This window comes from Microbaculum marinum (assembly GCF_037855135.1).
In the GTDB taxonomy this organism is placed as follows: Bacteria; Pseudomonadota; Alphaproteobacteria; order Rhizobiales; family Tepidamorphaceae; genus Microbaculum; species Microbaculum marinum.
The window spans coordinates 38,708-51,701 of record NZ_JAZHOF010000003.1; the positions used below are offsets into that span (position 1 = coordinate 38,708).

At 64.2% G+C, this 12,994-nt stretch carries 17 protein-coding genes and 1 tRNA gene; 5 read left to right on the plus strand and 13 right to left on the minus strand.

Annotated elements, in window-relative coordinates; all coding sequences use genetic code 11:
- Window positions 1-322: 322 nt before the first annotated feature.
- Window positions 323-409 (minus strand) — tRNA-OTHER (locus tag V3328_RS07165).
- A 5-nt stretch (window positions 410-414) separates the two neighbouring features.
- Window positions 415-732: a hypothetical protein gene (locus V3328_RS07170; protein ID WP_340328951.1), complete on the minus strand. Its 318-nt coding sequence runs from the start codon at window positions 730-732 to the stop codon at window positions 415-417.
- Window positions 733-977: 245 nt separating this feature from the next.
- Here V3328_RS07170 and V3328_RS07175 point away from each other — a divergent pair, with 245 nt between their 5' ends.
- From V3328_RS07175 to V3328_RS07185, 3 genes are all read left to right on the plus strand, one after another.
- Complete coding sequence (locus tag V3328_RS07175; protein WP_340328952.1) at window positions 978-1,262, plus strand: type II toxin-antitoxin system RelE/ParE family toxin; 285 nt, start codon at window positions 978-980, stop codon at window positions 1,260-1,262.
- A 67-nt stretch (window positions 1,263-1,329) separates the two neighbouring features.
- A complete protein-coding gene (locus tag V3328_RS07180; protein WP_340328953.1) occupies window positions 1,330-1,641 on the plus strand; it encodes a HigA family addiction module antitoxin in 312 nt (103 codons plus the stop codon).
- A 190-nt stretch (window positions 1,642-1,831) separates the two neighbouring features.
- Complete coding sequence (locus V3328_RS07185) at window positions 1,832-2,587, plus strand: hypothetical protein (RefSeq protein ID WP_340328954.1); 756 nt, start codon at window positions 1,832-1,834, stop codon at window positions 2,585-2,587.
- A gap of 8 nt (window positions 2,588-2,595) precedes the next feature.
- Here V3328_RS07185 and V3328_RS07190 read toward each other — a convergent pair whose 3' ends face one another.
- From V3328_RS07190 to V3328_RS07225, 8 genes are all read right to left on the minus strand, one after another.
- The gene (locus tag V3328_RS07190) at window positions 2,596-2,835 is read right to left on the minus strand and encodes a hypothetical protein (protein WP_340328955.1); all 240 of its coding nucleotides are present in this window, start codon (window positions 2,833-2,835) and stop codon (window positions 2,596-2,598) included.
- A 26-nt stretch (window positions 2,836-2,861) separates the two neighbouring features.
- Entirely contained in the window at window positions 2,862-3,050 is a 189-nt protein-coding gene (locus V3328_RS07195; protein ID WP_340328956.1) for a hypothetical protein, read from the minus strand.
- Between the two features lie 24 nt (window positions 3,051-3,074).
- Window positions 3,075-4,151: a minor capsid protein gene (locus V3328_RS07200; RefSeq protein WP_340328957.1), complete on the minus strand. Its 1,077-nt coding sequence runs from the start codon at window positions 4,149-4,151 to the stop codon at window positions 3,075-3,077.
- 1 nt (window position 4,152) lies between these two features.
- The gene (locus tag V3328_RS07205) at window positions 4,153-4,842 is read right to left on the minus strand and encodes a hypothetical protein (protein ID WP_340328958.1); all 690 of its coding nucleotides are present in this window, start codon (window positions 4,840-4,842) and stop codon (window positions 4,153-4,155) included.
- On the minus strand, window positions 4,842-6,242 hold the full coding sequence (locus V3328_RS07210) for a DUF4055 domain-containing protein (RefSeq protein WP_340328959.1): 1,401 nt from the start codon (window positions 6,240-6,242) through the stop codon (window positions 4,842-4,844). The genes V3328_RS07205 and V3328_RS07210 overlap by 1 nt, the downstream gene beginning before the upstream one ends.
- Window positions 6,242-7,810, minus strand: a complete 1,569-nt coding sequence (gene terL, locus V3328_RS07215; protein ID WP_340328960.1) for a phage terminase large subunit — start codon at window positions 7,808-7,810, stop codon at window positions 6,242-6,244. The genes V3328_RS07210 and terL overlap by 1 nt, the downstream gene beginning before the upstream one ends.
- 73 nt (window positions 7,811-7,883) lie before the next feature.
- Window positions 7,884-8,441 (minus strand): hypothetical protein, encoded by a 558-nt coding sequence (locus V3328_RS07220; RefSeq protein WP_340328961.1) that lies wholly within the window; start codon window positions 8,439-8,441, stop codon window positions 7,884-7,886.
- Between the two features lie 239 nt (window positions 8,442-8,680).
- Complete coding sequence (locus V3328_RS07225; RefSeq protein WP_340328962.1) at window positions 8,681-9,271, minus strand: hypothetical protein; 591 nt, start codon at window positions 9,269-9,271, stop codon at window positions 8,681-8,683.
- A gap of 175 nt (window positions 9,272-9,446) precedes the next feature.
- Here V3328_RS07225 and V3328_RS07230 point away from each other — a divergent pair, with 175 nt between their 5' ends.
- Both V3328_RS07230 and V3328_RS07235 read left to right on the plus strand, forming a co-directional pair.
- Window positions 9,447-9,638: a type II toxin-antitoxin system HicA family toxin gene (locus V3328_RS07230; RefSeq protein ID WP_340328963.1), complete on the plus strand. Its 192-nt coding sequence runs from the start codon at window positions 9,447-9,449 to the stop codon at window positions 9,636-9,638.
- A 27-nt stretch (window positions 9,639-9,665) separates the two neighbouring features.
- Window positions 9,666-10,073, plus strand: coding sequence for a type II toxin-antitoxin system HicB family antitoxin (locus tag V3328_RS07235; protein WP_340328964.1), 408 nt, complete (start codon window positions 9,666-9,668; stop codon window positions 10,071-10,073).
- 20 nt (window positions 10,074-10,093) lie between these two features.
- Here the strand turns inward: V3328_RS07235 and V3328_RS07240 are convergent, their stop codons facing one another.
- From V3328_RS07240 to V3328_RS07250, 3 genes are read right to left on the minus strand one after another with little or no spacing between them, the layout of a single operon-like run.
- Complete coding sequence (locus tag V3328_RS07240; RefSeq protein WP_340328965.1) at window positions 10,094-11,023, minus strand: DUF7146 domain-containing protein; 930 nt, start codon at window positions 11,021-11,023, stop codon at window positions 10,094-10,096.
- Window positions 11,020-12,522 carry a DEAD/DEAH box helicase gene (locus V3328_RS07245; protein WP_340328966.1) on the minus strand — a complete coding sequence of 501 codons (1,503 nt, stop codon included), beginning with the start codon at window positions 12,520-12,522 and terminating at the stop codon, window positions 11,020-11,022. Before V3328_RS07245 ends, V3328_RS07240 begins: the two co-directional genes overlap by 4 nt.
- Window positions 12,519-12,980, minus strand: coding sequence for a YdaU family protein (locus V3328_RS07250; RefSeq protein WP_340328967.1), 462 nt, complete (start codon window positions 12,978-12,980; stop codon window positions 12,519-12,521). The genes V3328_RS07245 and V3328_RS07250 overlap by 4 nt, the downstream gene beginning before the upstream one ends.
- Between the last annotated feature and the right edge of the window lie 14 nt (window positions 12,981-12,994).

Sequence of the window (12,994 nt, forward strand, 5' to 3'; positions counted from 1 at the left end):
CTTTGGCCTCGTTGTCCCGTGCCGCCGTCAGGGGCCTCCCGAATGCTCCCCGGTACTGGCCCCTGGGCCCCTTCCGGATCATCGCGCTGGTGATGGTTGCGGGGGGCGGATTGGAACCGCCGACCTCGTGGTTATGAGCCACGCGAGCTACCAGGCTGCTCTACCCCGACTGAAAGTAAATCGACGCCGAGCCCGCATCCGGACTCGAACCGGAAAGCCCCGGCGGTGGGGCAGTCGGTCCGCTCGCGATCTGCGGCGGGCGCGAGCGGATCGGCCGCGTCTGCCAATTCCGCCATGCGGGAACGACGTCGAACTGTGAAACTGGCGGAGGGTGGAGGGCTCTAACCCCGCACCTTGCGGTGCCCCCGGTTTTCAGGACCGGTTGCCGGCCTCCCCAGCAGCACCCTCCAATAATCAGACGCAGGCGCCGGTGTAGGTCGCCTGGTAGACCTGACCGGTGAGGCTCCCGTGCGTGGCTACGAAGGTCCGATCAAGGATCTCATAGCCGCCTGGGCACATGGAGTTCTGGACCAGCCATTCGTTGAGCCAGCGCTCGCGACCGATCGGAACTTCCTCGGGGCGCTTGCCGGCTGGCACCGTGAGATCGGTGGTGTAGACGAAACGCCCGTCGGGCAGCACGTCGAAATCGGTGATGTCGACACGGTCCTGGGCGTCGACTGTCGCGCACCCGGCGCACAGGCTCAGAGCGATCAACGAAGCAGCAAGTCGCATGGCGTTCCCCCATCCGCGAAGGCGCTCGCCAGCATAATGAGCGGACGAAAGAACGCGAGTCTGACTCTTGGGAGTTGCTTCGGACGCGAGAGGCCGAATCATAGCTTCCGAAGGTCTGCGATTTGCGCGAGATGCGCAAGAGCGATTTGACGGGACAGCCGCATTTGTCTGGCCATACTTGACATTTGTAAGGCTACGCTTTACATTATCCCTACCGACAACCAATTGATCTTACGGGGAATTCGGTGATTAGAAACTTCAAGCACAAGGGCCTGAAAGAGCTGCGCTCTAAGGGCCGCACCGCGAAGATCGGAGCGAAATTCCACGGCAGGGTCATAGAGATCCTCGACGCTCTCGATCAGGTCGAGGTCCTCGCGGACCTCGAAATCCCCGGTCTCGACCTCCACCGCCACAAGGGCAAGCGGTCGACGACCTGGGCAGTGTCGGTAAACGGGCCGTGGCGTATCACCTTCGAATTCGACGCATCCACGAAGGAGGTATTCGACGTCGATTTCGAGCAGTATCATTGATTGCTGGTCGGGGTGCGGTGGTGCTCCGACCATATTGACCGACGCACAGCACCAAAGGGCTCAAACCATGCACGTCAACAACATCACGCAGCAGCGGCCGCCGACGCATCCCGGCGCCCTGCTCAAGAGCACGGTTCTGCCGGCGCTCGACATGACCATCGCTGATGCCGCAAAGGCGATGAAGGTATCGCGTCAGCAGTTGAACGCGGTCATCAACGGATCTGCCGCCATGACGCCGGCGATGGCGCTTCGCGTCGGCAAGTTCTGCGGCAATGGCCCGGGGCTGTGGCTGCGCATGCAGCAGGCCCTGGACCTGTGGAAGGCCGAGCAGGCCCTCGCCACGGAGATCAACGAAATCCCGACGGTGAAGGCGGCATAAGGGCGTCGAAGCACTGAAGTTCGAAGGGCGCGGAGTCGAAGCCGCGCCCTTTTTTCATTTGGGATCCTTGAACGATTTGCTTTGAGCGCCGACAAGGCGAAAGATTACAAGTACTAGTTGCGAGAAAAGCTGCGCAACCAAATCCGATGATATCCGAGCTTTGTCAACCGGGCATGAATTCGAGGCAACGATGGACTTCCTACTGAATCCTTTGGCTGGGGTGATTTTAGCATTAGTCCTTGGCGCTATCGGCTCCAGTGGCCGGACTAGTACCGTGATCTCGCGAATTCTGTTCGCGGTAGCGTGGCTTGCGGGGTTTGTGCCCATCGCTCAGGAAAGCCTACTGGCGGCCCTGGTATTTACCCTCGCCATTGGCGGCCTCGCTCTTTGGGCAAGGCCAGAAATCGTCCCGAGGTACTTCGGAAAGATCACGCCCCGGAGGCGCCTGCTATTTTCGAGAGCGGTGCAGCCCATCATCGAAATCGGTGACTCGGGGACGAAAATAGCCTGGAATGGTCCCCAAGGAGAATCGATGATGACGCTTGTAGATCGTTCTGAATTGACGATCGAGACGATCAAGGGCCGGGTGATGGTGTCGACAGAAATATTTGACACCGATGGCAAACTCGTTGCCGAGATTGAGCGAAACGAATGGCGTGCCCCCCCACCTCGCGCATGGGATCGGAACTATTCTGTCGATGCGTTCGAAGTGAAGAACGACGAAGGACAAATCGTGCTGCAGGCTAAAGCGCTGCACGATCGCATCCAAATCCAAGGCGAGTGGTGGAATGAAGCCGGGCAGGGTGTGCGGCTTGTCAGTCGCGGACCGGGCGCCGGCGCCGAGATAGTAATGTTCCGAGTGAAAGAGACACCCCCTCAACCACCCTTCATCAGGCCAATGTTCAGGTACCCAAGTGAAACTCACCTGGGCGAATTGGCGCCGTAGCAGCGCCTCTACGCGAGTTCGACGACCTCGCCATCCGTAGCCAGGCAGATCGCGCAGGCCCAGATCTTCCTGCCGCCGACTTTCTTGCCCGCCGGGCTGCGGCGCGGGCCGAGCGTCACAGGGACGACCGCGCTCGACGCCACGCCCCTCACTTTTTCGCAGCGCGCACAGGTGATCTGCTCGGTCTCGTCTAGTGCGCGTCGGCGCCACGGCTTCGGGCCAGTTCCGTCGCCGTGGAGCAGGTTCAACGAGGCGCCCCGACGCGGAGCGTCGCTCAAGTTGCCGCGCCTGGTGTCTCGCAATATTTCTTCTCTACTGGCTCCTCGATACCTTCGAGGCGATAACCCCATACGGGACGGGCACCGCTAAGTTCCTCCCGCCCGACGTGGATAACCTCGAGCACTCGCGCGGTTCGATCCAGATGGGGCACGAATACAGATTCGCCGACGTTGAAAGCCTTCATCATTACCTCCAAGCGAAGGCAAGCCTACGCCGCGATCCCCGCTTTCGCAAAGGCATTTGCCTCCCGCCGGCGCAGTTCGTCGAGCGTGTACGCATGCCCGGTTGGGTCCACGAAACGGTCGATCGGCAGCTTGCCGTCCAGAAACAACTTGGCCTTGGTGGGACCGAGCGCCTCCTCGACGACTTCCCGGGGCTGGTTCCGCAGCCAGGCGGGATAGGTCGTCTGCTGGGCGACCTGGCCGTTCATGCTGGCGCGCGTCCCTGGCGGCACCTCGTCGATATCGATCCCCAGCTCGCGAAACGACTTCGTGACCGGGACGATGGTCGACCTGCAGTTGATGTGCGCCGGCGGCCGCGGCCCGCTGCCCAGCTTGTAGACCTTCCCGTCCCTCGCCATGCAGATCTCAGTCGTGCGGCTGTCGAGCGTCGAGACCCACTGCACGCCCTTGATCAGGTCGCTGTTCTGCTCGAACAACTCGTTGCGCGCGGCCGTCGCTGTGTGGTTGACGGCGGTCCGCACCATCGCCTCGCCGCTGCGGCGGCTGATGTCGAGCACACCGTCCCGGTACTTCGCCGCTCGCGTCCCTCGGATCCTGCGCACGATCTGATCGATCGACTCGCCCTCGGTGAAGCCGATCCGGATTGCATCGCGCAGGCGGATGTAGCGCCCGGTTTCCATCTCCGAGACCCACTCCCTCAGCAGCTTGCCCTGGAAAGGCCGCGCCGTGACGGCCGCCTTGAGCTGCTCGGCCGACGGCTGGACGATATCCCACTTGAAGCCCAGGCTCGAGCCGATCAGCCGGCCTTGGAACGCAGCCTCGTACTTCGCGAGATCGGTGAGGTCGCCGGTAAGGCGCCTCTGCAGGAGCCTGTAGGCCTCGCGGTTGGTCTCGCGAATGGCCTCGAGCATCCTCTCCAGCCGCTTCCGCGACCAGGCGCCGGAGACCTCCGTGAAGTCGTACTTCCGGATGCGATCGACCATATCGGCGTCGATGGTGTTGAGGAGCGCGATGATGTCGCGGACCGTCGCGGTACCGAGCCGCCACAGGCCGACCTGGTGCCGGATCTCCAGGTCGTAGATCGTCTCGTTGACTCTAGCCATCTCAATACCGGCTCTGCAGCTTTTCCCAGACCATGTCGACGCTGCCGGCCGCGTGAGCGTCCGGGCACTTCGTTACCTTGCCCTCGGCAATCGCCTGGTCGATCAGCGCGCGGGTTTCGGCGTCGACCTTCTTGCTTGTCGGCGCCGCGCGCCGGCGGCTTCGGGACGCTGCGAAATCCGAGTTCCCCCAGCGCGGTTTCGGCTTGGGCTCAGGCCTGATTTCCTCCGGCGGCTGAACCGGTGTCTTCGCCTTGGCGGTGCTGGGCTTCGAGGTGAGTCCCTCTGCGGGCTTCCTCGCGCGCGCGGGTGCGGGTGCGCGAGAAGGACGGGCAGCTTTCGGCTCCGGTTCGGGCTTGTCGGCCTCGCGCGGATTTTCCGGCATATTCTGCGCCTGTTTTGGCGCGGCGATCGCCTCGATCACCTGCCGGAGCTCGACCTCGGAGAACCATTTCGAGCGTTGGCGAATGAGCAGGTTGGAGTTGCTGGCATACCCCTTGCCGGAGCGAGCCGCCCCCAGACAGCGCGCCAGCACCTCGCGCCGGGCGTCCGGGAATGTGTCCTTCAACGCTTGGAACGCATAGTGGCGGGTGCGGGTCGCCGCGGCCGGGTCGCCGATGTTGAGCGGATCTTCCCCCGTAAGTCGGGAGGCCGCGACGACCGCGCGGCCAATCTGCTCGGCCGACGGAAACATCACGCCGCCTGGTCCCCGGTCTCGTCCTCCTCGCCCCCGCCGGTCGCGTCGTCGATTTCGTCGTCGTCCTCCTCGCCCCCGGGCGGCGGTACGGACAGGTCCGGGGCTTCCTGGCTGATCAGTTCCTCCTCGTCGGCGAACGTGCGTTCTTCGGGGATGATCCCGCCGGTCTGGAGGTTTTCGAACAGGGTGAGCTTGGAGTAGCCGCCGTCGAGCCAGCCCTTGACGAGCTTCGTGACGTCGTCCGGCGTGAGCTTCGCTTCGACGAAGTCGGTATTCGGTGTCACGACGGCCTGCTTGCCGTCGCCGCCGGTCATCATCTCCGCGTAGCGGAGCACCCGCTCCAGCGCCTCCCCCGATTCGACGCCACCCTGGCGGTCCGTGACGATCAGGCGCGCGCCGGCGGCGACCGCCCGCTCGAAGTCGTCATCGATCGCCTGCTTGATCGCGGCGACGCCGTTGCCGGAGAACTCCAGCATCTTCGCATCACCGCCCTGCGGCAGGTTCCAGACGACGGACGAGCCGAAGTACTTCGGGACCTTGTCCTCGTCGTCGACGCCGATGCAGACCGGAGTCGGCTGGCTGGTCAGGTACAGGGAGTGCCGACGGTCGGCATCGAGCCGGAAGATGGAGAGCTGCGCCTTGGCGACGCCCTCGAGAGGGGCTTCATCGGGGTCGATGCCGATCTCGTTGGCGCCGACGCAGACGAACGGGATCTCGGAAAGCGCCGCGCCCTTGCTGTCCGCCGGCGTGATAGGGGCATCGACGGTAATAGGTTCGCTTGCGCCCTGCGCCTGCTCGTAGATCGTCTGGGTGTAGATCCCTTCGATCAGCTCCAGCACTCGCCAGCGCCCCACGTCCTCCCATTCGCCCTTCTCCGGATTGCGCCGCTGCGCTGACTCGTCGAGGACCAGATAGTTCAGGTTGCCGTCTTCGTCCTCATCCCAGTCGATGATCGATTCCGCGGTGTAGTTGGTCAGGTAGACCTCGCCGCCATCTTTCGGGGCGTCGGCGAGGATGCCGACGCGGCCGACCTTGAAGACCTCTCGGGTAATTCGAGCGTGGAAGCCGGCTAGTGTCTGCCGATCCTTCGTTGCCTTCTCCTCGAGCCCCTTGATGCCGCTGGGCAGCTTGTACTGGCTCGGCTTGCGGTGGATGACGCCGGTCATCCCCCGAACCGCGGGCTCCATCAGCTCGGGGATCTGGGCGCGCGTCTGATAGGCCAGGTAGAACCGGTCGGGATCGGGCGCCGCCATCATCCCCGACGGCATCGGCAGATAGTCGGTCTTCTTCTCGCGAATGGCGTCGTCGCCATCGTAGCAGTCCCGCATCTTCTGCCATGTCGGCAACCACTTCACGTAGGTCGGGTGCCGGGAATCCGGTTTAAAGGTGATGGGCATCAGTAGCCGCCTCTGATTGGAGTTGTGCCCCCCGAAACGGGAGCGTCGAGCAACACCGTGAACGCGCCGGACAGCGCGTCGACCTGGTCGTCATGGGCGCCGAACGGAAAGTTGGAGATTTCGTCGAGGAAGGCCTCGATCCAGCGATCGCCTTCCTTGTCCTGGATGAGCTTGATGTTGCCGGCCTCTGCTTGCGAGGCGACCGGCTCGGCGCGCCGCACTTTCGAGCCGCTCTCGCGCAACGCCGATACGATGTAGCCGCGAAGCTGGCGGACAATGTATTTGGCCTGCCCCTTGCCCGCCTGCCCGGGATCCTGCGGCAGCCCGATGCGAACTCGCTTGCCGTCCTGGCTGGCGGTAGACTTCATCGCCTTCTCGACTTCGGGCGCTTCCTCGCGGAGCCGGCGGACGTGCTCGATGTAGTAGAAGCCGTCTTCGTCGAGCGACAGGCGGAGACCTGCGGTCCAGTCCGGGTCGGTCCCCTGCTTGTCGACGGTCCCGGCGAGATCCCAATACCTGACGCGCTTCGCCTTCGCCGGCGCTGCCGGCAGCACCTCGAACCAGTGGCGCTTGAACATGCCGCCTTCGCGCGGCGTCGGGCGCTGCTGGAGTTGGCCGGCGGTCGCGTAGGTCCCCAGGCTGAGCGACAGCTTGTCGAACTCGGCCTGGCCAAAGCGCTCCGGCCAGAGCAACTCGCCGTCCTTGCGCGGATCCTTGAAGCCGATCGACGAGATCACCGGCGTCGGGTGGTCGCTCTCGAAGCGCGCCGGCAGGCAGAGATGGTCCCAGCCGAGTTCCTTGGCGAGGATGTAACCGGTCAGGTCGCGCTCGTGGACGCGCTGCATGACGACGATGAAGACACCCGTCTTCTGGTCGTTAAGGCGGGTCGGCAGGCTCTCCGACCACCACTCTAGAACGTCCTCGCGAACGGCCTCGGAATCGGCGTCACGGACATTGATCGGGTCGTCGATGATGATGATGTCGCCGCCCTCGCCGGTCACGCCGGCCTTGGACGACGTGGCGAACCGGGCGCCGCCTTGCCGGTTCTCGTAGTAGGACTTCGTGTTCTGGTCGGCCGCGAAGGTCACCCGCTCCGGCCAGTTCTTCTTGAACCATGGCGACTCGAGCACGCGGCGGCATTTGACGTTGTCGCGGGTCGCCAGCCGGATGTCGTAGGAGGCGGACAGGAACCTGACGCCGGGCCCCATCCAGGTCCCCGGTCGAACGTTGCGGCCGTGTCCCTCGTTGAGGGGGTCGGGGTCCTGCGCCCAGATCCACGCCGGCATCATCACGTTGATGCCGATCGACTTCATGTGCCTGGGCGGGATGTTGACGATCAGGCGCAGTATCTGCCGGCGGACGACCGCCTCGAGGTGCTCGCCGATCGCGTCGACATGCCAGCCGTCGACATAGACCGCCGGGTCGACGTACTTCCAGCCCTGCCGCGTGAACTCGGACAGCTTGCGCTCAGCGAGCTCGCGGAGTCGGTGATCGCGTTGCAGTTCGATCTGGGCTCGCAGGGCGGCACGGTCGGCGGCCGCGCCACGTCCGAGACCAGGAATTGCCATCAATCAACCGCCGGTTGGTATCCGCCCCGGGAATTGCCGCACTCGAAGGGAGGCGACACAACCGAGGGTGGGCTCATGCGTCGGCGAGCGCCTCGGCGGCCCGGGTCAACTCCTCCACCTGCTTGCGCAGCTCGTCGGTGGTCGCCGAGGAGAGGTCGGGCAGGTTCGTGTGTTCGTGCTGCTGAGGTCCGCCGTCCGGACCGGTATTCTCGACGCGCTGCACGTAGCCGCGATGCTTTCCCCTCGTTTTCAGGAAGAAGATGATCGCGGTGAGGTTCTGGCTCTTGATCTCGTTGAGCAGCCCCAATTCTGCCAGATCTAACGTCTCCTCCCCGATATCCGGCAACCGTTCGGCGATCTCGGGATATCGGTGCAGGTAGTCGGTAACGGTTGATCGGCTGCACTTGAGCAGCTGTGCGGCGCCAGCCTGAATACCTCCCGACTGCCGCAAGGCCTCAACCACCTGTTCCGGGGTGAAGCGTTCCTTGCGGCCGCCACCGTTATTGCCGCGACTTCCCGCCTGGGCTTCGGCCTTTTGATTGGCCGTTCGGTTTGTTCGGCTCTGACGCGGTTTCCGCGCCTTCCGGCTCGTCCGCTTTGCGGTCGTCGCCTTCTTCGTCGTCTTGCTCATCTTCCCACTGGTCCAAGCGCTCCGAGGCGAGTTCCGCCATCACGAGGACAGAGAGCGCAGAGTTGTCGATATCGAGTTTGAGATAATTCTGGACGCGGTGACGCGTATTGGAGACGCGTCCGCCAATTTGGATTCCAGCTTGGGCAGGCTGGAGCGAATTCAACCCGCAGCCGGGACTATGCCAGCGGCGGGGCGAGATCTTCGCATCATGCTCAGCAAATATGCGCAAATCGCGCGATTCACGCAATCAGGTCATTTGGGAAAACATCCGGGTATCTCCCTAACAACCCGCGCGCGATCGCCGCAGTTTGCAGTTCTCGCCGATCGTAAACCGTCCGCTTGGAGCAATGGGAGATCCGCGCCACCGATCCGGCGGGCGTTCCGTTAGCCGACATGCACAGTATCCGCCAATCCCGGCGCCGGTACTTGCTCACGACATACGCGTTCCAGCCGAAGACTAGTTCCATGCGAGAGACAGCCTTCGGCGAAACGGGCGGTCGGCGGGGGGCCAGCGCCTCGACCGGGAGTTCCCCGATCTTCACCCGTTCGAGCATTGTTGCGTAAGCTTCGACCTTGTCTTCGTGGTCATGAGCGAACTCAGGCCACAGCGAGCGCTGGCAATACAACCATCCCGCTTCACGGTCCGGCAGGCGACGAAGCGTCTCCATCGCCTCGCGCAACGCGTACCAGACGGCATCAGAGCGGCGTACGCCGAGCATACCTTTGTCGGCCCGCGCCACTTCAGCTGCCAACTCGATCGCCTCAATCGTGCGTTCATGGTCGGCGTCAAACATAATCGGATCGGCAAAGATTGACGCTGCAGATCTCATTCGACGTCGCTCCCTTCCAGCACCGTGCATCCGACTACAATGCGCCTGCTGCCCCGGCGAATGGTGTTCTGCGTCCGCATCATCGCCGGCTCGGAAGTGTGTATTTTTTTGCGCAGCAACGATTGACGGCCTCATCCTTTGTGTGTATATTTATACACAACAACGGGACAGGGACATGCCGACGTTCGAGACCAACAAAGCCAAGATTTCCCGGAAGCTGGAGCGGGAAGGCTGGATCAACCGGGGCGGCGGCAACCATGATGTCTATACCCACCCGGACCGGCCGGGCCGCATCGTCCTCCCCCGGCACAAAACTGTGTCGGTCGGCGTCGCCCGGCAAATCGCCAAAGTCGCCGGCTGGCTCTGACCAGCCGGTGTGAACAGGAGCAAAGTGATGAGATACGTGGTCGTTGTTGACGGAGATCCGGGCAGCTTCGGCGTCTGGGTTCCGGATATGCCCGGCTGCACGAGCGGCGGCGATACTCCGGAGGAGGCGCTCGCCAACGCGCAGGAGGCGTTGCGCCTTTGGGCGGAAACCGCGGAAGCCGACGGGGAAACCGTTCCCCTGCCCCGCAGCATCGACAAGGTGCGGGCGGACCAGGAGGTGCGCGAGGCGCTGGCGGAGGGCGCTTTCCTGGCGAGCGTTCCGCTGGTCCGTTCGACCGGGCGGCCGACCCGGATCAATGTATCGCTGGACAGCGGCGTGGTCGACGCGATCGACGCGGCAGCGCGCATTGCCGGCACCACCAGGTCCGGCTATCTCGCCACCGCAGCCCGGGAGAAGATCGCGCGGGAGGGATAGGCAGATCGTCCAAACGCCCGTCACGCCGCCTGCTCCAACTTCGCCTGCAGCACGTCGTTCCAGTCGCCCGGTTGCGGCGGTATCGCCACCGATACTCTCCACCCCTTCGCCGCCAGCCGGTGCCCAAGCGCATATGCCGCTGACTGGCCCGCGTAGCTCTCGTCATTGTCCCCGAACACGATGACCTCCTTCACTTCCTCCGGCGGCTCCCATGCCATCAGCATGCCGGCGTTGATCGCGGCCCAGACCGGGATGCTCCACATCTGCGCCGCCGACAGTGCCGTCTCGATTCCCTCGGCAACGCCGAGCACGTCGCCCGCCGGCCCCAACCGGATCGCGCATCCTTTCACGATCTTGCCGGGCATCAGCCGCCGCGGCGCCTCGACGGCCGCCTTCTTGCCGTTCATGTCGAGATAGGTTCGATGGAGGGTGACCGGCTTGCCGTCCGGCGCCAGCACCTTCGCGATCATCGCCGGGTGCCAGGTCGGCGGCTCCTCCTGGTACCGGCATCTCTCCACGAAGCGCAGCGCCGGCGGAAAGCTGCTGAGGTCGAGGCCACGGCACTCGAGATAGAACGCCACGGGATCGCCACGCTCGATCGGCTTGCCGTTTGACCAGAGGCGGTTCATCGCGTCCCGCAGAGATCGCTCGTCCCGGGTTCGCCTGGTCTGCGTCGTCTCGGCCTTGCCGACGATGGCTTCGATCTCGCGGGCGCATTCCGCGAAGTCCCAGCCCTTTATGCGCATGAGCAGCGCGAAGCCGTCGCCTGCCCCACAGACCGAGCAGATCCAGCTGCCGACGCCGTCCTTGTCGTCGAACCGGAACCGGTCCCTGCCGCCCTCGCAGATCGGACAGGGCCCGTGCCGACCATTTAAGAAGCGCCGGTCAATCCCCAGCATTCCGAGAAGGGATGGCCACCGGCCCTTGGCGAGGTCGCGAAGCGCCGTCACGCCGCCCTACCCCGTGCCTTGGCGTACCGGATATCCTTCGCCCGAATCCAGCTCCGCACCACTTCGCCGACCCCTGCGGCCGGTTCCGCGTCCTTCAGGCGCCGATCGTTCGGCCAGCACCCGTAATATTCCCGGTAGGCATGGGCAACCCAGCCCGGGGACCGACCCTTGTCCTGCGCATACCGTTTGAGCTGCTGGATGAAGCTCACCTTGACCGACCAGTCATCGGTCCGGTTCCGACGCTCCGCAGCGCTCAGCTTCGAGCCGCGCTTGCCGATCTCCACCAGCTCACCGTCGCCGGTCGCGACCTCCGTTCGCCTCTCCGGCGCAAAGCCGCACGAGGGGCACGTATGGAGCCCGGGCGGCTTGAGGAACGTGCAGGACGGGCATTCCTTCGGCAACGGCACGGACCGCTCGCGCTCGCATTTGGACGATCCCTTGCGGCCTTCGTTGAGCCTGTCGTGTTGAATGTCCGTGGGCAGCCCGAGCCTCAGCGCGGTGTCCGAATGATCCAGTACGATCAGATCGGCCTTGCCTGGCGCCGTGCGAAGTCCCCTGCCGATCGCCTGGACCCACAGCATTTCGGACTTCGTCGGCCGGGCGAAGACGATGCAGCGCACGTCCCAGTCGACGCCGAAGATCATCGTCGCGATGTTCACGACAACCTGGACGTCGCCGGCGTGGAACCGCCTGCGGATCGTCTCGCGTTCCTCGCTATCGGTGAACGCATCGACGTAGGCCGTGGCCACGCCCGTTTCCGAGAACCGCTCCGCAAGGTGGCGGGCATGCGCCCTGTCCACGGCGAAGACCAGCGTCGGCCTGTCCTCCCCGAGCTTGCGCCAGGTCTCGACGATGTCCGCCGTCAAGTCCGGCTTGTCGATCGCGTCGGACAGGTCGCCTTCGTGGTAGTCTCCGGCCACGGTGCGAACACCGGTCAGATCCGGATGCGCCGGGGCGAAGACGCGGAACGGCGAGAGATACCCGGCGTCGATGAGTTTCGCGGTGGTCGCCGCCACGATCAGATCATCGAAATACCGCCCCAGACCCTTCGTCCACGGCGTCGCCGAAAGCCCGACGAACGGCACGGCAGACCACTCCGGCCGGGCCATCCAGTCGGCATAGAACTGGTACCACCGGTGCGCCTCGTCGATCACCACCACGTCGGCTTCGGGCAGTTCCCGGCGCTGAAGGGTCTGCACGCTCGCGACCTGAACAGGCCGGCTCGCGTTGGTCATCTCGTGGTTCGCCTGGATCACGCCGACGTCGCGGATTCCTTCGGCCCAGAACGACTGCACGGTCTGGTCGATCAGCGAAAGCGCCGGCACCACGAACGTAACCCGGTTCCCCTTGCGAAGCGCGCCGTCTACGATCGCCGCGGCGAGGATCGTCTTTCCGAAGCCGGTCGGCGCCTGGATCATCGGCCGACGCCTTCCCCCGACCAGGGATTGACGGAGGCGGCTCATTGCCTCGATCTGGTGAGGGCGGAGCTCGCTGTTCACGACGCCCCTCCCCGGCTGAGCGGGACGCCGGCCTGCCCTACGTCCCTCTCCCCCTCAGCAGGAGTTTCATCAACCTGGATAGGAGTTCTTGGTGTAGGTGATGGTGTAGGTGCATTCGATTGCTTTGCGCTTGCCGTGCGATTGCTACTGCGTTTGCTATAGCGAGCGGATGCGCCTGCCCTTCCGGCCGCACTGCGTTTAGCCATGGTTTCGCATGCGGTTGCCAATTCGCCTGCAATGCGCTTGTGCTGCCAATCGCATTCGAAAAGGTCAGCAAGCGTTTCCCGTATTTCGGACCATTCCTTCACCGGCATGCGGCAGATTCGAGCGAGCTTCCGGTCGTCGTCCGGCAGCCCGCCGTTCTGCCAATAGTGCATGATCAGCAGCAGGTACGCGCCGTGTTCGACGGTGCTCAGATGTCCTGTGTCGGCGAGATAGTCGGCGACGTAGAGTGGCATCCATGGAGGGGCTG